Source organism: Halapricum salinum (genome assembly GCF_004799665.1).
In the GTDB taxonomy this organism is placed as follows: Archaea; Halobacteriota; Halobacteria; order Halobacteriales; family Haloarculaceae; genus Halapricum; species Halapricum salinum.
The window spans coordinates 238,916-257,650 of sequence record NZ_CP031310.1; the positions used below are offsets into that span (position 1 = coordinate 238,916).

The window sequence follows — 18,735 nt, forward strand, 5'->3', positions numbered from 1 at the left end:
CAGTCGATTTGTTGGAGATGGACACGATGCCGCAATCAATCTTTCCACGAGAGACGATCATGAGAGGGTCACTTCGAGATAGTCTGCGAGATCGGACTCATGGAGGCGATTGAGTTCCTCTTCTGAGAGCGCTGCCAACGTTAGCCGTTCGTCGTCTAATAACCGATCAACGAGCTCATCAAGCGGTGTATCCCGGTATGGGCCAAACAGAGCGTCCTTTGCCTCCTCTAGTGATTGACGCATAAAGTGACCGTACTCTCTGGCCTCCTCTTTCCGCTGGTCGATTTGATCCGCTTCAATCTGTGCCTCCCAGTTCCAGTTATCGAGGAGGGTATCGAGCGCATCTAACTTGTCTTGATCTACCCGCTCAACTCGCTGGTTCAACCGAATCATGCCTCGGACAGTGTTGTGGATGTCGATTCTCGCTTGGTGAACGAAGTTGTTAACCTCCCTCCGTTGAGCTTCGACAGCTTCGCGGGTTTCGGGAAGTCGTTCTGCGAGAGCATTGTAATCGTCCTGCTCTAACAGAGATCTAGCCTCTTCGACCGCGTGTTTCGCCTCAGAGTCTATCTCAACTTCAGTCCGGAAGAAGGCTTCAGCAAGAACTCGTTCGAGAATCGTTTCCTCCATCGTTTTTGCGAGCTCGTCTAGTTCTGATTCCAGGCCTTGTCGCCGGTGCTGTTCGTAAATCGTCTCTAGCTGTTCCTGAAACGTACTGGAATTAGCTGACATAGTGATCGCTCACCTCCTTGAACCGCTCACCGAGACCTCCCCTGTGTCCACCGTTACTGCTCGCACCATCGATTGGAACAGAACGGAACCGTTTCACGACTGGTGTGGCTGCCAACTTCAGAGAGATCAGTGCTGCCTGAATCTGATCTTGGGTGTTTTCCATACGGAGAGTATCGGCAGTATCAGCGGCCTCAACAGCCTTATCGACATCTGCTTGAGAGAAGTCAACGAACTTCGTTAGCTCCTGTTGGAGATCTGGATTCACGTTATCATAGGTTCTGAGATTAGACACGAGTTCGGAAACTCGGGTCATATTGAGCGTGGAGAATTCCGAGTTGATCTCCTCTATCAGTTCACGGTCGTAGCCGTGGTCCGCTACCTCTTCGAGAGCTTGGCGTACGTCGTACATCGTATCCGCAATCGACCGGACATAAGCCTCCTGTCCGAATCGAACGCGGCTATCTATCTCTGCGATGTATTGCCGACCGAGCATGTCGAGAACCTCGTACGGCGGGTTCCGACCCAGCCGTCTCCGGATCTTCGGAACGTCTAGACTGCCCCCGGAGACGCCCAGTAGTTTTCCCACCATAGCTTCGATGTGATCGGCGGAGTCCATCGCTGTCTTGATGTGGTCGTACTCTTCCTGCGAGAGGATCTCAGTAATCTGTTCTTCGAGATGCGGATCAACCGAGAAAGCGTCGTCCTCACTGAAGCGTTCATTAATCGCGGTCGCATCGATGTTGCGCCACGGAGAGTCAAGCATCACCAGATGAACGTATGTAGCTAAGACGAAGTCCGTGAAGTCATAATCTGCACTCCCTTTGTAGAACACCTTCTCCCCGTTAAGATATTCCTCAATCAGCATTTGACGCCACTGTAGGGCGTAGTACATCAACTGAGTCCCACACTCTGTGAGAAGCGAATCAACGTCAGCACTCCGCGGTTCCTCTACCCGGCGGATTCCGTATTTGAGTATCTTCCGGAGGTCAGATCTTCTGAAGTCACGTCTGTCAAGCAGAATCTGATCTATTTCCGGTGAGTCATCACTCTCAACGTAGACGAATGGATCCTTCTGACTGCTAAGCCGATATTCAAGTTTGGTTCCTTCGTAAAGTTTGAACCCGTCCGTGAGATGTTCGATAGCATCCCTGAGCCCCTGTCGGATGAAGCGGTTTGTCTTAGCGTATTCTTCTGGATTTTCGAGCCAAGAATCCACTAAGCCGTTGTGTTTCTCGATTAGCTTCTCGACACGACTCTTCTCCGGTGTCGTTGTTTGGTCGGTACTCGACGACTCCTCGTCGTCTTCTTCCGTCTGTTCGCTCTGTATTTCCGGCTCAGAGGGGGAAACCCCCGCACTGGGAATGATGATACCGTCATCGGTTACATCGACAACGGCAGGGGCCCCGTCTTCTAGAAGGTGGAACGCTTCCGCAAAGCGCCGATCAACCGTGATTTGATCATCTTCAACGCGACCATACCATTTCGCTAAGTCCGCAAACTCTTCGGCCTCTTCGTACACTTCGTCTGCCGCGGATACGGTATTCCGAAGCCGTCGGAGGGAGCTTGCGCTTGAGGGTGCTTTGGCATGACCTTCATACCACTCTTCCAGAACTTCGAAGATCTCCATAATATACTCTCGCGGTGACTGCTGACTTTCGTCTAAGCCCGTGTAGATTCGGCGAAGGAAGGCTTGGTTAAACGGGAACAGGTCACGGAACGCTTCGTCGCAGAAGCCACACTCTGCACAGAGTGATCCGTCCGGTGCGGGCAGCAGTTCGAAGTCGCCATTCTCTCTATCGTATCGAACGCTATCGTCGTGGGCTTTGATATAGCCGAGATATGGACGGGCGAAGTCAACAGCAGACGGCTCGTCGAGGAATAGAACGTTCTTCGAGTGCCGTTTGTTCGTTTGGAAGAACTCGAATCGATCCTCGGCCGTCCGCGTATGGAGCACTTCCGTGGAGTCTCGCGTTCCCGCGACGATGAAATCCCAGTTGTCATCCGGTTTATCTCGCTCCATGTAGTTACGGAGCCGCTCGGCCTCCATCGAGGCTATTGCGAAGTCCTCGAAAACGATGACTGGCCGGGTGTCCTCGAACTGACTGCCGACGTATTCGAGCACGTCGTCTAACGACGCGGTGTCGTACCTGTCGCGGATTTCGCGCCACAACTCCTTATTAAAGGATTCGACCGCCTCATCAGCAGAGACCTGATCGGGGAAGACGCGGAGTTCTTCTTGTTGTTTGTACTCGCCCTCTGTGATGAATTTGATCTCACGAGCGTACTCCCCGCGTTCAACGAGGAGCTGTAGCTTTTCCTGGATGAAATCCCGAATGGCTTCCTCGTCTTCTCTTGTGTGGGTAGTCTCGTAGCCCTGTCTACCCAGGTTCAGTAGTGCACCTGAAGTAGCGTTGTTAGCGACAGTCTGGGGGTTGTTCGTGATATCGTCCCTGAGCTGTTTGAATTCAGACGCTCCTGGGAGACGCTCCTCAAAGTGCTCCTGATAGAACTCCGGAATACGTTCCGAGAGAATAGACATGAGGTCGTCATCTTTGTCGATATGGAGGATGGGACGACCGTCGTCGTTCAGTTGATGGGAGAGATACGCGCATAGTTCGGATTTACCCGTCCCTACTTCACCTTCGATGACAACAACGAAGTTCCCGAGTTCATCCTCGGAAAAGAGCTGATAGACCCTCTCTTCACCCCACTTTTCAGTGTCTTCTGTGCTCGTCCCACGGAAAACTTCGATTCTACGGTGAGTGAAATCGAAGAGCTCTCGATTTTCGGATCGTACTGCTGCGACCTTACTGAAGAGTTGTCTCAGGGTTCGTTCATCGATCTTCTGGAAATGTGGACACCAGAGCGGCCCTCCCGGTATCTCTTCAGAAGAACTCATGCTATCACCTCGATTGAATTCGCGTCTTTCTCCATACCGGACCGTCGTGGGGAGCGATCTAAACGGACTACGCCAGCATCACCATATTCGACCAGCTTGATTTTCTCCTCCCGGATCAAGTTGTAGAGTGTACGAGCGAAGGGTGCGGGGACATCCCGCTCACCAGTAAGATTGATCAGTAGAAGATTCTCCTGAAGCCAGTTTATGTACTCTTGGATGGCGATCCGTTTTTCGTCACCAGTGGCGATTCGGAGGGATTCTAAGATCATCTCAGGGTCGGGATATACGACGTATTCGCGGCCGGTGGCTTTCTCGATTAATCCGAGGAAACTAGCTAGTCGGGTCCAGTTGACGAACTTGGGCTCGTTGAGTGTGATTGGGCCCTGTTGGGACCGAGGTCGGTATTCGCGCTGTTCGTGTTCCCATTTGTCTATAGCCTCATACAGAACTTGGTCACTCGCATGGAGGTGTTGGATGTCCTCCTGTAAGAGGTACTGATAGTTGAGCAGAACGACCGATTGCTTCCCCCACTCACCCGGTGTCGCTTCTATCGCCAAGTTGTGGAGTGCACTCATTCGGAAGTCAAGATCTCGATTACCCGTTTCCCAGGCAAACCCAGCCGTATAATAGTCGGGTTCCTGCCTCCCGATCATACCTAACTCCTGAAGACCCCGCATTCCCTGGCTGCGCAGGTCCTCTGGAAGATCAGTGTCGTCAGCGATCTCTTCTTCAGTCGTATTACCCCGGTCTATTGAGTCATAGACTGTCCGTAAGGGGCCTGGGGTCTGAACCGTGTTGAGAATGTATCCTTCTGTCATAGTGCCTCCGTCATGAGAAAGTCCTGGTATCTGGCGTCGATAGGATTGTCTTGGGGGTCGAGTTTGCTCGTGCTATCTCTCGCGTTCTGCATCGCAGGGCTCCGCCGGGCATATGATGGGTCAAACACACTGCCGTCCCGTGAGACGGCCCGGTTCAACTCACGAGCGATTGAGGTACCCGTCTGCCGATCCCACTCGATACGCCGCCGAAGCCATCGTCCCAATCCAGGAACCTCGTCTTCCGTATTCAGTGGTACGCTTCCGTATTCATCCGGCCGTGCAAAGATGTCGCTGAAAACACTATATAAGGGCAGGTAAGGAGCATCGGGAAGGACGTCAAACAACTGTTCTGCGCGGCTAAGAGACTCTCCTGCCACAAGCTCGTAGAGGTTTGCGTTGTCCTGAATGAACACGTTCTTGGTATCTATCAGAGGCATGTCCCAATCATACCTCCGATACTGTTGTTTGAATGCCTCGTAGAACGATTCGACGCTACCAATTCGTTCCGTAAACTGCTCCTGGTACAGTGGACGTTGTCCGCCGATGGGCGTGAATTGTGGAGAATCTGCGATCACTACGAGTGTGCCCTCTCTTGAGGTGAACCTATTGACTAAATGTTCGATGGAGTACGATGTCTCAGTTTCGTAGTGTTCGTTTGTGATGACACAGAGGTCTGCGCCGTCCGGCAATTCCATGTTACCGGTGACGTGGTATTCGTAATCGAGGTAGTCGTACTGCGACCCTCCCTGTGCGAGCTGACGCCACGATGTGGGGAATGTGAAGTGATCGATCCCGAGATACTGTAATGCAGGGAGAGTTCGGAGCATCCACCAGCGTGAGTTGCTGACGGGCTCGTGAGCGAACGCGACCTGATTACGAGTCAATTTGTCCAAGAGCGATTCCGGTTTCATATGCTCTCCACCTCTGCTTCGTCTTTCCCGACGGTGGCTGCGAGCATCCGGCGATCCAAGAGATCTTTTTCGAGGTAGTACGCAGGAGTGCGAGCCAGTAGGAGACACTCATCGCAGTAATCCACGCAACGGTCACAATCGGCGACCTCAACGACCCTGGCTTCCAAATCAGACAGGCTCTGAAGAACCTGCCACGTGACCCCGTTTCCTCCTTGGCGGCTGTCCACGATATGGACGTCAACCGTGTTCGCCGTGCGCATTGCCTTGACCCGGAAGTCCGAGCGGTCACACTCTGCGACTATCGCAATCGCTTTTTCCAGTGCTTGTTGAAGACTGACGAGCGCCTGTGGCCAAGATTTCGTTTCGTGGGTCGTCCGTTCGTAGCGCTCTTCGAACGCGTCCCGCTCAAAGCTGACCGTTACACCCTGTGTGTGATATTGCTGACCAACGGGTCGATAGACTTCCTCTTCGACGTCTTCCAGCATCTCTTCCCAGCTCTGGTCCTCCGTAGAAGAACTCGACTCACGTTCGATTAGAGCCTCAGAGCGAAGGATCGTTTTGTCAGGACTGTTCGTGTGGCGGCGCTCGAAGGCATATACGAAGTCCGTGACCTCCTGCTGACCATAGTTAACTTCTGCTGGCAGGCCGAATAGTTCGACGTCCTCAGTCTTCTGAGAAGCGTCGGTCTCCGAGACGTATGTTGACATAAGAGCACGAGTGCTATAGCCTCGCTGCCCGCCCATTGCCGTTTTGCACTCTACACTACTGATTCCGTGGACCTTCGTTTCCTCAAGTTCGGTTCCGCAGTGAGGGCATTCAGTCTCGCCCGGTGGAAAACTCTGGAAGGGACGGTCACATTCCTCGTTGTTGCATACCGATATCTCGGTGAGGGGTGTCGAAGATCCACGAACGTCGTTGACGAGATATTTCGTTCCATGGAGTGTGGTCACTGCACCGTGATCGTTCTCCTCACCCGGGAACAGATCGTATAACCTTCCGGATGCCTCGAACTCGATACTCTCACGCCGGCCAGTGAATTTGACGGGGAAGTCTTGACCGAAGTTCCGGTAGTTCGCTAGATAGCCCAATCGATCCAGCCAGCGATCAAGCCGTCCGTTCTGTTCCGTGATGTTCTTGTTCGTATCTGACGACCCTGACGCAGCAGTTAGCCGCGAGAACGTTTGTTCCGTCCGACGATCCATTGAGAGCGGTCCATCGGAATTAAACACCTCATCGAGAATCTCGACGCCCCGTTGTCCGAAGATTTCTCGGATATAGGAACTCAACGTATCCCACATCTCGTCACGGATGAATCTCTGGAGAATGTCGAGGTTCTTTTCGACAGCACTGACGAAGCTTCCCATATTCTCGTGTTTCGGCTCCGAGAGCGCGTACATCCGCTCGAAGACACCGGACTCGTGCGGATTCCTGGCTAAATAGGCAAAGACCTCAGTCACGACATGCCCGGCAAGTAGTTCGTCGAAGTCCTCCGGATCAGGCACCCGTACGGGTTCGAAATCGTTGAGGAAGCTATCGAGGTTTGCGTAGTAGTGGCCATCAACGGGATGATTCCCCCGGATAACGGTCATAACAAGTGAGGAGCTACCCCGCGATCTCCCTGTCCGTCCGCTTCGTTGCACGTAGTTCGTCAAAGTTGGAGGGACTCCGACCTGGGCGACAGTGTCGAGCGTCCCGATATCGACCCCTAGCTCCATTGTGGGCGTCGCACTCACGATGTTGACATCCGGATCGTCTTTACGGAACCCTTCCTCGATAGCGCCGCGGAGGGTGTGGGGGATGTTACTTTTGTGAATCCCGACAGTGATGAACTCCGGTTCGCCTCCGTTCGTAAGCGGGCGCGTCACGTCGTGGGCCCAGTGGTCAATAGCGTAGTCCCAGCCAGACTCGACCTGTGCGTAGCCGGGATCGGCAGTTAGTTCACCATCGGAACCTCGGGTGAACCGTCTATAGGTTTCCAGGCTCGCACCGCAGTTGTGACATATCTCGACGCCTCTCCCATCACTCGTGGCTGGATACGCACTATAGCAGTCAGCACAGAACGCTGCAGTCTCGACAAGTTCCAGCGAAGAACTGTCTATACGCGGGATGCGGGTGAACACACCGCTTTCTGGCGGTTCAGACATAATACCCGCCGATTCGATTTGCTCACGCGCGCTTTCGATGTACTCCTTTACCTGTTTGCGCGGACCGTCATCGAGGTTCGCGTTCCGGACAGCGGTTTTCACTTCATCAAGTGGCTGCTCGGTTATGATATCGTCTTCCAAGAAGCTGCTTAGTAGACGATTCAACCGTTCGTCGATCCAGTCCTCGGTGAATCGGGTCCGAGATTCCAGCCTGTCGATTAGCTTCTCTCGTGTCAGGCCATCGATTGAGACCTTCTTGTAGGTGAAGCTGGCTCCTTGGCCGAGTGTGAATAGCTTGTATATCTCGTGTGCGAGAACTAACTCCTCCGGATCGTCGAGGTCAGCGACGACATCGGCTGTGACCAGACCCCCATCCAACAAGCTCTCACAGTTGTACAGCATCGCGTGGGACTCGATGTCGTCGAGCAACGAGCGGAGGAAGTTATACGCCGTTCCGTCCTCGTCGATCTCGTTCTGAATGAGGGGCTCCCAGTATTCCTCTCGAAGCCGAGTCGAGACAGTCTTGAAGAGCTCGTAATTGTCTTTCTTCCCACCGGCTTCGATTAACTCCTGCAAATACAGCGTTTCAGCCATCAATCCGTACTCCGTATCGATTATCCGATCACCGACACTCTCAGCAGAGCTATGTGAGTCGGAGAACACGAGAGTCTTTTTTGATGGCGTGTGCCGGCAGACCTCCGTTAGCATATATGAAAGCAGAGATGATGTCGGAACACCCGCATCTGTAAGATTCACCCATTTTTCGCAGCCAGGACAAGAATCAACAGGAGATCCTACACTAATGGGTGCGAACTCCTCGTCACCGTTTCCGGGATCAATCTCAACATATGGTTCATGACAACGACGGCAAAACTGCACTTCAGGGAGACGGCGGTTACATTCGGGGCAACGGCTGTCGCGGAACACTTTCTCGCACTCTCGGCACCAGTACACCTTGTAAGGAGGTTTAAGGAAGACGTGATATTTCTCGGTCACGACGCCCGCGAGACGCCCGAATGCCATAACCGTCTCAATGACCCCTTCAGGGTCTTCGACGCCTTGGTTCCGAGCGCGAGTCAGCAACTGGTCGTAGGATTTGAAGCCAACGACGCCAGTGGTGTCCGTCTCGAACCACGTAGCAAACGCAGCGACTTCAGGGACGTTTGTCAGTACATATTCGTACCAGCCACTGTTGGTTCCGCTCTCGTCGATAACGGCCTCGACGAGTTCGTTCCGGCCCTTGACGGAGTTGAGTACTGACTCGACGTCATCAAACTCTGTTCTAGCCAGTGACAGGAGTCTCGTTTCGATAGCGTCAGTTGCCCACTCCCCGAGACTGGTCTCGATTTCAATTTTCTCGTCTGCTACAAGGCCGACTTCACGCGCCGTTGAGAGCGCATCTTCGAGGTCGTATTCTCTAAGATGGCTCGTCGGATCATCGATGTCCCCGACTGCGAGTGCCAGTACGTGAACAAGATCAGCGATGCCACAGGGAGAAAACCGTCCAAAATCAGGTTCGCCAAGAGTCGGAAAGTCTCTTCCAGTGAACCCGATTGTGTTAATTTCGTCTTCGTCCGTCCCAGTCAACGAACTCGCCAACTCTCGCGGGTTATCCACCGTGGCGGAGACCATCGATATCTGGGGGCCCCGGTCGTCGTAGAAGTGCTTGAGACGCCGGGAGAGAAGGGAAACTGCCGCACCTTGGATCCCGCTCCAAACGTGGGCCTCGTCGAAGACGATGTGCTCAACGGGATGTTCACCGGGCGTATTTCCGAGTACATCTCGGGTTTCATCATTGTCACTGATGAACATATAGTCGAGTGCCTCCGGGACGGTCAGCAGAATATCAACCCCGCGCCGGATGCTATCGCGGGTAACCCGTATCCAGGGGTACTGGTTATCGTCCGTCCCCACGTTCGTTTCGCCCAGCACACGGAGTTTGTCATCCGGGTTCCGTGGATCCTCAAGCCCACGGATGTAGGACCCCGGTTCGACTTCGTGGTCTCGTGTACCGACGCGGGTAGGCGTGTCGCCGTCCCAGATCCCGATTGTGATCCGTTCGTCGGAGTTTCGATAGCGATTGATTTGGTCGAGATAGGCGATGAATCGATTTAACTGATCCACGCCCAGGGTCTTCATCGGATAGAGAATGATCGACTTCAGCCCGTCCTCCTGGGTCGAGAGGCAGTGATTTAGAATAGGAAAAAAGAAGGCTTCTGTTTTCCCGGTAGCCGTCGGTACGGCGAGGACGTTGTCGCGGTCCGTCGTCTCGATCTGCTCGATCATTTCGGCCTGATGCTGATACAGTGACCCCTCTTTGCCACCGAAGAGTTCCTCGTTGACAGCATCGATTATCTCGTCACGGTAGCCGAGGGCCTTAAGAAACTCCGAGGCCGGCTGATCGTGGAACTCCGGAGCATCGACGAACTCGACGTATGGGCCCTTCTGTTCGATCAGGTCGTTCTCGACGAACGACTGGGCATTCGTGATTCCGTTCACCTGGTTTAATTTCGTCATCCGGCGGTTCCACCAGGTAATTTCTGCGGCCCGATCTTTCGCACTTGTAAGCGTATCTTGAGGTGTTTGCATTTGTGAGGCGTAGGTTGGTTGTCTGGTTGGTTTATGCGCGGGACATAAAACTGCTATCCGGTGACGGACGCAGTCGAATCTTTAGTCGCTGAAGCCCGTGTACACCTCCAGATTCACCTCTCGTCCGTTCGCCAGTTCCGGCACCTCGGACTGCGTGAGCGTGGCCTCGCCGTCCGGTTGACGGTCAGCCACACCCAGAAGTTGATACAGTTTCTTCCAGGCCTTCTGACGCTCGTAGTCCTTGACGTCGGGACTGATTGCGCGGAATATCGACTTCGAGGCGATGATGAACACTTTCCGCTTCATCCGTGAGATGCCGACGTTGAATCGGTTCTCGTCGAGCAGGAAATCGGCGCGGGAGTTGACGTAGCCCTGGTTACCTGCCGTCATTGATAGCACCATCACGTCCTTCTCGTCACCCTGGAAGCGCTCTACCGTGTCTGCCGTAACCCCCTGAGGGATACTGTCCTGCATCCTCCGGCGCTGAAGTCGGAAGGGTACGACAACTCCAGCAGTCACATCATTTGATCCGGTGCTCTGGCCCGAGGCGATGGGAAGTGCTTCTAATAGCGTGTTCGTTATCGCTTCTTCGACGGGGCTGTCTTTGGTGAACTGGTCGTCGTCGTGGAGGAGCAGCGTCACCCGCGGTTCGGGATCAAGTGCAGCCCGGGCCCAGTTGGGGAGACCTGAAGTACCGGTCACATCCGGAATCAAGGGCCTATCGACCCCAGACGAGAGTGACAGGCTGTCCTTATGATAGAACAGTTCTGTCTCCAGATCAGCCATCGGGGTCGTGAACCGATACGTCGTGTCGAACTGCACGAGAGGAAGGACGCTATCGGGGTTCGACCACTGAGGGGGCTCACGCTCTAAGTACTCCAGCGTCTCGTCGTCGTCGGTCTGCCCTCGGAGGAAACGCATCAGGTTCAGCACTGAGAGCGATGGCGTGTGTTCCTCTATCGTCTTTCGGTCTTCCGACTCCCAGTCGTGGCTCTGAATGGGACGCATCTGCCGATGATCGCCGATCAACATCAACTGACGACTCTCTCGCAGGAATGCACCGAGCAAGAACAGTAGCGGCAAATCCATCATACTCGCCTCATCGATCAGCGCATAGTCGAACACCCGGGCATCGCCGGATCGAATTAGTGCGTCAACGTTGTCCTCGTTGTCGAGCGTGATGTCGTCCACGTCCTCGTCAATGATCGAAGCAACTGCATCAGTCAGATTTCGGAGCGTCACAGGCGTCGTGAAAAATATGACCTGTTCGGCCTCGTCACTTGCCATCGTCTCTTCCCAGAGTTCCCGCAGCCTCGACCGGTCTTCGTAGTACTGTAAGTCCTCGAAATTAGGATTCGAGTGACTGAGCCGCTCACCGGCTGAACGGACGCGAATCAACCGGAGACCGGTCAGCATACCCTTCTGATCCATTAGCCGTTCGTGGGCATCAGCGACCGCCTCAGCGGCTTCATCGACAGCTGTGTTCGAGTGCGCCGAAACTACGCCTCCGAACGACTCCTCATTCTGTTCGAACGTGTAGGCTCGACCGAGGGCCGCCGGTGCTTGGCCGTATGATGTCTTACCAGTCCCAGGAGGCCCCTGTGCCACGACCACAGAGTGATTCACGTGCTTCACGAACTTTTTCTGCTTCTTGTTCGTTGACTCGTCCATGACGTCGTCGAACTCGGTCAGGAACGCCTGCAGGGCAGTCTGAGAACAGAACGGCGTCGAGTACTGTAGCGCAGTCTGTTGGTTGTGGTCATAGAGATCTAGGAGGCGGTTGTGAATGTCGTTCTGACGCGCGTATCGGATGGCTTGACGAGCGCGAGAGCCGGAGAAGTCATCCACGGCCGGATCGAGTACCCACGCCGTACCGTCCTGAACGAGTTCGACATTGTCTTCCAACTCGTCAGAATCGTTCGTCCATCCCTTGTGCCACACCATACAGGGTTCACCACGTCGGCGATACCGCCACGGTGCACTGATGCTGACTGTTCCCGCAGTGGTGTTCACGTGATTAACGAACCCGAGTACGGAATTTGCATACTTCTTAGGCTTCTCGACCGTTTCCTCGTAGGATCCATCAGACTGCTCTCGAAGCGGGGTCATCACGACCATATCACCCGCTTCGATTGCGAGCGGTGTCTCCGCCTGTAGCCCGCTATCAGGCCCGTCACCGATATCTCGGATAATCTGGCCGTTGATCTGACGGTCGTCGTCTTCAGGCGTCCGAGTGCATTCGAAGGGAATAGCACGACCGGCAGCGACACGTTCCGCTAGGGATTTCCGGTAGTGGTTTTCCCGGTCTCGCTGCCGGGTCCCGAATTCGAGATTCTGGTACTCAACGACGGTGGATTGGAGACTGCTGTTACCCAGCGAGAGATTGGCGAGATTCCCGATGTCGATTGCCTCCTTGGGAGTGAACGCGTCTTTACCGCCGATAGACCGCTCAATGTGCTGGTATGCACCACAGACGGCTTCGACCATCTCCTCTATGTCGTCGAGAGTGATCCGCTTCGACTGCTCGTCAGTGTGGTGACGGAACCGGATGATCCGGTCGCGGGTCTCCTGGTCGTCTGCCCAGTCGGGCTTCATCCGGTCTAATTCGTCGCAACCCCAGATGTACTCCAACGGAAGCCCGTCTTGATGGCGGCCTAGTATCGGATAATGATTTTTGAAGTAATCCTTGCCGTTCGCGTCCGGAACCTGATACCCTTGGTCGAATCGCGGGACGATACGGTCTCCTTGCTTCTCGAAAGGAACGCCGACTTCAAAGAACCCCTCAGCGAAGGTAGTCTTCAGAGGAGTTCCGCCACTACGCGTGTCCTCCCACGAGAAGTCGGTCCCGCCGAAGAACTGAGTCGCCGTCTGGACGATCCCGAGGCCCGGATAACGTAGCGCGTGGCGCTGGCGGAAGTCATCCTGAAGGATGCTAACGGCCTCCTGATCGATGTCCGCACGGAATCCGAGCATCGTCTGGATGGCCTCGGAGCCGTACAGCTTGTCGTGCCGTTTGACCGCATCCATCAGCGCGTCACGCTGGCTGTTGGAATACGGGTAAAGGTGGATGTAGCCGTCATTAGAGCCGTGGCCCGTATTACCTCCAAGATCAGGTGCTACCTGATCTACGGCGTTGGCCAGCTTCTTGAAGAAGTCTTCGAGGAGACGCTTTTCTTCGTCAGCGGCGTCGTCATGGTCGTCAGGAAGGCCCGACGGACGAGCGATGACGAACACGCCGTCGTCTCCCGTTTTTTCTTCATACCGAGTGGATGTTACCTTGGCTGCGAGGAGAACAACCCTGTCACGAACATGGTCTACCTGGACATAGGGGTATATCCGGATCAGCGACTTCCGGGGATACTCGTCCCAGCCCTTCATATTCGGGTCGTCATCGGGAAGGTTGCTTCCGGTTCCTATCAGATATTCGCTCCAGGGACCTACGCCCCCCGCTGTTCGCTCCCATTGTGAGTTGAACTCGGGATCGATCTCGCGGAGGAACCGATGGGCGACCTGTGCCAGGTCTGCGAGGTTTGAGATTTCCGTCTCTCGCTGGATGTCACGAACCTTATCGGGGTCTTTCGGTTCGATGTGGTCGTACCGATACGGTTTTCGTTCCCGTCCGTCTGTAGGGAGCTCGTAGAGATCGACGATGTCGTCGATTTCCGTGATTCCGAACTCACGGAGGGATTCCTGAACACCCTCGGAAAGACCGAATGTACCTAGAAGTTCCAGTCCGTGGTTCGTTACGCCCCGAGCGAAACACTTCGCCTGCTTCGAACAACCCTCACATCGCGCGTCGATCCGGTTATTCGGGGGGTCGTTCGGGTCCGCATTGTATAGGAGCTCGTCGAAGGTTCCGTTCTCTTCGAGCAGCAGACCGATGTCGTTTTTCCGGGTGTCCAGTTCGAACGTCCCTAGACGGTCGAGTCGGAGACCGGACGGAGTCACGACTGCTGAGAGTGGAGAGTCCTGTGCGACGATACTCGCAGCTATCTCTACCTCGATGTCCAACAGGTTCTCGAACTGCAGAACGTACACCGCGGCCTGCATTTGATGATGCGTCTTGGCAGTCGTCGCGGATTTGACCTCGATGACGCGGATACCTACCCCTGATTCAGTCGGATAGAGGATGACGACATCGACTTCGCTCCGGACAGGCCAAACACCGACGTCCACCTTTAGAGGAGTCTGATAGAGAACGACCGGTCGGTTGACCGTCCCGTCTTCGACGTGCTCTACCAGCTCTTGGATCCGCTGCATATCCCTTTTCGCGTCCCCGTGCCAGGTTTCGTCGAAATTCAGCGAACCAGATGATTGGTCTGTCCCTACACTATAGACGTCTTTTTCCAGCAGCGCCTCTAACTGCGACTGCTCGAACTGCATCCCAGTCTCCGCGTACAGCGGACTGAGAGGCACATCGTCAACGTCGGCGTTGTCGAAGAACCCGTCCACATACTCGTGGAACAGGTACATCGAACACTGCCCTAATTTGCAGAACTGGGCGATACGCGACGGATGAAGTGTCTGGCGTTTCGAGCGCGTCTTACTCATCGAAAACCACCTCCAGAGCGGCGCTCCACGACGCGCGGTTATCCCGACACCACTGACACTCCCTGTCGTCCGGTAGCCGGTCGTAACGGTAGCCACACCGGTCACATACGCAGAGGTGGTCGTCGTTGAGCCGTTCGTCGCCCGTATAGACGACGGTAACGATAACTCCATCACGGGCGATAAGAACGGTCCCGCTCGGCTCGTGTAGGCGTCCCTTGGTTCCTACGTAATCCGGAACGCCGACACTCGGTGATCGATACCACGCCTCTCGGATATCGAACTCCGTCACGCCTGCACGTTGGAACCACCGCATACGTGCATGGTTAGACGGGTGCGGGACGTTGCCCCGAGAGTCACTTGTTGCTCGTTTCCCCACTTGAGACTGAGCCTCGGTACTCATTCTGTGCGCACCCCCTTGGTGCGTGTACGCCCACGCGTGTGAGCTAGTCCGCTAAGTGCGACCACACGAACCCCGGTCGCAAACTGCTGATCAGTCGTCTGTACGTCCATCGTGTTGTTGAATTTTCTAATGATCAAAGTGTTGAGGTAACGTCAGCATTGCTCACGGCCTGCAGCCGAGTCGAAGTGCTGACAGCCTTCGAGTAATTGGAAAACGATACTCTGGCGAGTGGCCAAACTCGCCGTCCCAGACGGATTACCACCATGAATGGAGGGTCCACCGGCTGGGGCCCGGCCAACAGCTTTGTCTTTGTGCGGCCGTCCTTACGGTCAGTACCAAAACGAGGCTTGTTCACCCCGCGGACGGGACAGACCACGATTTTGTGGCTGCTGCGGGTCGCCACCAAGCAATAGTAGGTCACCAGAAGTTCCCTACCAGAACTGATGGCGGTTCGTGACGGTGAATCTCGCTGAGCTACTGGACTCGCAGAGGTACCCCTCTTCGATTGCGCAGAGGTGTCCCTCTCGATCCCGAGCCTGCCGAGCAGATGTCAGCTGCTCGTAGCGAGCTATCGCCACGGGAAGGGGCGTACCAGAGTCCTGTGGGTTGGGACAAGCGAGCGTGTTCATTCACGCGGCACACGGTTCGAGCGAGAACCGATTCAACACGCGATGCGGTGCGAACGCAGGCCCCCTAACACAGGACCGAAATTTTTGGTCATGCCACCGCAGTCACATTTATTCCAAGAAGCAGCGGATGGCGAAGGCTATTTACCAGTAGAACGCCTTGCGTAAACCACAGCAAGGCACTACGGTGGTGCCATCGTGCTGTCTTGTCAGCCCGTCCATCCTTCCTGCCAGGGCCGGTATGGGCGGGCGGGTCATAACTTTCCGAGTAGTGTCACCTCCGTTGTACCTCAACCGTAGAGGCGAGGGCATAAAAAAGTTCGCCCCGCAATTATTGCTTTAGAAGCTATGAGGTGCCCGATTTCAGGGGAATTAGTCTGTAGTGGTACGTATATAATCGAGTGGTTTTGTCGGAGTGATTATCCGATAATGACAAAATTAAATTATATATTGTATTCTGCCAATAGTTGCTGAGCCTACCGCATCTGAACTTTGGAAATGACACTTATACTACCATTTGAAAATTGTCGGTAGTTAGTACGGGCTAAAAAGATACGAAATTATATCTGGTCCCTGGCTAATAGTGGTGCCAATATCAATTACTATTTCAAATCAGATTTGATCTGAGTGTGAATTTAGAGTTAGTAGAGAGTCCACGAGGCATTTTTGCGGTTGGTTCGATTAGGGGGGAACCTTAGAAACTCGCTGGGAAATTTTTCTCTCCATTCGTCCTCGGTAGCACATAGCAAGGCTACTGCCAATTATGGCAGATATTATATGTTTATCCTGAGCTGTCAACCCCATCTATCCAATATAACTATGAGAAAACAGGTATTACTCTGTTATCTTGTCCAGTGGTGGATGGTTCTCTATAAAAAGGCAGCTGTATTTACCCTCTCAACCGATGAACTCGAAACACACGATTACCAGCCGCTGGTTCACGTGCCTGGATCGCATCAAGGTGTCTTGGATCGGTGCGAGACCCATCAGATCACGATTGGTGGGCGGTATCCGGATGTGCTCGGGTTCACGCATGCTGATCGCGTGTTTGCCGTCGAGGTGAAGGGGTCGAGCGGCCTCCTCCGCGGGATCGGGCAGGCGCTTACGTACCAGCAGGGCGCGCACGTCTCGTACCTCGCGGCGGCTGCTGATACTGTCGGGCAACATACTGATTTGCTCCGGTCGAAGGGTGTTGGTGTGATTGGTGCGACGGATGATGGCGTGACGCGGTGGTCGGGCCCGCCGACGTCGGAGTCGCACGAGCAGGTCGTTGATATCGAGGGGCAGTTGTCGGTTCGACTGCGTCGCAGTGACATTTCCGGTGATATTGCGAGTCTCTCGCTTGCCCAACCACTGAATTATCTCGCACCGGTCGTCGCGGTTGATCAGCACGGCACGCTGGCTGGCGATGAGTTGGTGGATGTGATCGAAGCCGAGTACGGGTTCGGCGCGGGCACCCAGGCCCGGCGGAGTGCGCTGTCGCTCGGACTGTTGGAGGGTACTGGTCGATTCACGCTGACTGACCAGGGAGAACTCGCGGCGACGGTGCTCCGCGGGTCCGGGATTTCGACGCTCGAAGAGCTTGATGCGATCAAGAGTGATGTCGGCCGATCAACGGTCGTCGCGGAACATCAGCCGCTCGCCATTCTGCTGCGGAACTGCTACGAGCGACACCCCGAATTCCGGCTGTTACTTGATGCGCTGCGGAAAGAAGGCCCGCGGATTCACTTTCCCGACTTGATTCGCCGGTTGGTTCACGAGTATCCGAACGTCTTCCTGAACACGTTCTGCACGCGAGCGGGGCGTACACGGGCGCGGGAACTGATCGAGGCTGGCCAGGTATCTCGAATCTACGAGGAGGAAGCCGTCTGGAAGGACATCATCCGCACCAACGTGTTATTCAATTTCGTGCAGCAGCTCAAGCATATCGGTGTGCTTGCCGCGGAGACACGCAGTCACAGCGGGAAGATCAGCGAGTACGATCCGAATGCGAAGCCGTGGGTGTTGCGAGACGACCGGTGAGGTAGTGAGGGAACTTAGAAATAGTCCGCACTTCGCTCCACGCGTGTCCTGCTGAGTGAGAAGTCGTGACCGCTGCGGGACGAGGGTTTATACCTGACAGGTTCATTTGAGCAGTTAAGCGACGCCCGAGAATCCCCCCGCATCTACAAGCTGACGATGCATAGACCCTCTCTGGTACACTAATTCGATACCGCAATCCCTGGTATCATAGACCCTTGCCGACGCGAGGCCAGCGCGTCGTCGGACGTCGCGTGTTAGCAGTACGATCAGCGGACAGCACGCGACACCAATGACACGAAAAACCGCATCTGAAGTCGGTGAAAGCACAGATCAGGGCAACGAGAAGAACGTGGCCCTTGAAACGGTAGAAGACAAAGCCAGGGAAGCTCTCAAACACGATCACCCAGGGAAGGCCTGTGACGTCACCGTTCGCGCTCATAACCGTGACCACGACTCCACTCACAGCGTGACTGACCACCTTATCAGAACCGGCGAGGAGTGGATCGGGGTTCAAACGTGGGCGGAGGCCGGCGGCGGAAGCGGCGTTGCAGTCAAAGATCACGGCGAAACTCTCCAAGTTGAAGCGCTGGAACTTGACCACGACCTCATCGCTGATCGTATCCGCAGCGAAGCGCTTGACGCAATCGACACTCACGAAGAGGTTGGGCGGCCGGTCAAACCGTTCACCGCTCTCGTCCGAAACGTCACGGAGGTCGCGGACGACCTCGTAACCAGATGGCAGACTGGGTCGGAACAGGTCGTCAAGGAGAGGCTCTACGAAGGGCTCGCTGGATGGACCGGGCGCACTGCGTGGACCGCGCACGAAGATGAAGCCATCTACATTGAAGCAGACAGGGCGGCAACGTGGTTCATTGACGAGCACGTCACCGGTGATGTGAGTGACGACGTCGAAGCGACCATTCAGGACATCTACGTGGAGGCGTTATACGACGCTGTCGGCGATCACCGCAGCCGACAAACACCGCATCTGGAATACGGAGTGGAGGTGACGCTCGTAGACTGAGATCCCTCAAGCAATCCTG

At 54.9% G+C, this 18,735-nt stretch carries 9 protein-coding genes; 2 read left to right on the top strand and 7 right to left on the bottom strand.

The features are described 5' to 3' along the window. Positions 1-57: 57 nt before the first annotated feature. The 7 genes from DV733_RS01205 to DV733_RS17005 form a co-directional block, all read right to left on the bottom strand. Positions 58-732 (bottom strand): hypothetical protein, encoded by a 675-nt coding sequence (locus DV733_RS01205; RefSeq protein WP_049993364.1) that lies wholly within the window; start codon positions 730-732, stop codon positions 58-60. Then, positions 722-3,631: an ATP-binding protein gene (locus tag DV733_RS01210; RefSeq protein WP_174876511.1), complete on the bottom strand. Its 2,910-nt coding sequence runs from the start codon at positions 3,629-3,631 to the stop codon at positions 722-724. Before DV733_RS01210 ends, DV733_RS01205 begins: the two co-directional genes overlap by 11 nt. Beyond that, entirely contained in the window at positions 3,628-4,449 is an 822-nt protein-coding gene (locus tag DV733_RS01215) for a hypothetical protein (protein WP_049993365.1), read from the bottom strand. Before DV733_RS01215 ends, DV733_RS01210 begins: the two co-directional genes overlap by 4 nt. Then, positions 4,446-5,360: a hypothetical protein gene (locus DV733_RS01220; protein WP_049993366.1), complete on the bottom strand. Its 915-nt coding sequence runs from the start codon at positions 5,358-5,360 to the stop codon at positions 4,446-4,448. The genes DV733_RS01215 and DV733_RS01220 overlap by 4 nt, the downstream gene beginning before the upstream one ends. After that, positions 5,357-10,021 carry a DEAD/DEAH box helicase gene (locus DV733_RS01225; protein WP_049993367.1) on the bottom strand — a complete coding sequence of 1,555 codons (4,665 nt, stop codon included), beginning with the start codon at positions 10,019-10,021 and terminating at the stop codon, positions 5,357-5,359. Before DV733_RS01225 ends, DV733_RS01220 begins: the two co-directional genes overlap by 4 nt. Before the next feature lie 153 nt (positions 10,022-10,174). Next, on the bottom strand, positions 10,175-14,644 hold the full coding sequence (locus DV733_RS01230) for a DEAD/DEAH box helicase (RefSeq protein WP_161569332.1): 4,470 nt from the start codon (positions 14,642-14,644) through the stop codon (positions 10,175-10,177). Next, a complete protein-coding gene (locus tag DV733_RS17005) occupies positions 14,637-14,933 on the bottom strand; it encodes a hypothetical protein (RefSeq protein WP_156586216.1) in 297 nt (98 codons plus the stop codon). The genes DV733_RS01230 and DV733_RS17005 overlap by 8 nt, the downstream gene beginning before the upstream one ends. A gap of 1,598 nt (positions 14,934-16,531) precedes the next feature. Between DV733_RS17005 and DV733_RS01235 the strand changes: the two genes are divergently transcribed. Together DV733_RS01235 and DV733_RS01240 are read left to right on the top strand one after the other, a co-directional pair. After that, entirely contained in the window at positions 16,532-17,692 is a 1,161-nt protein-coding gene (locus DV733_RS01235; protein WP_049994304.1) for a hypothetical protein, read from the top strand. Between the two features lie 289 nt (positions 17,693-17,981). Further along, the gene (locus tag DV733_RS01240; protein ID WP_049993370.1) at positions 17,982-18,716 is read left to right on the top strand and encodes a hypothetical protein; all 735 of its coding nucleotides are present in this window, start codon (positions 17,982-17,984) and stop codon (positions 18,714-18,716) included. Positions 18,717-18,735: the final 19 nt, after the last annotated feature.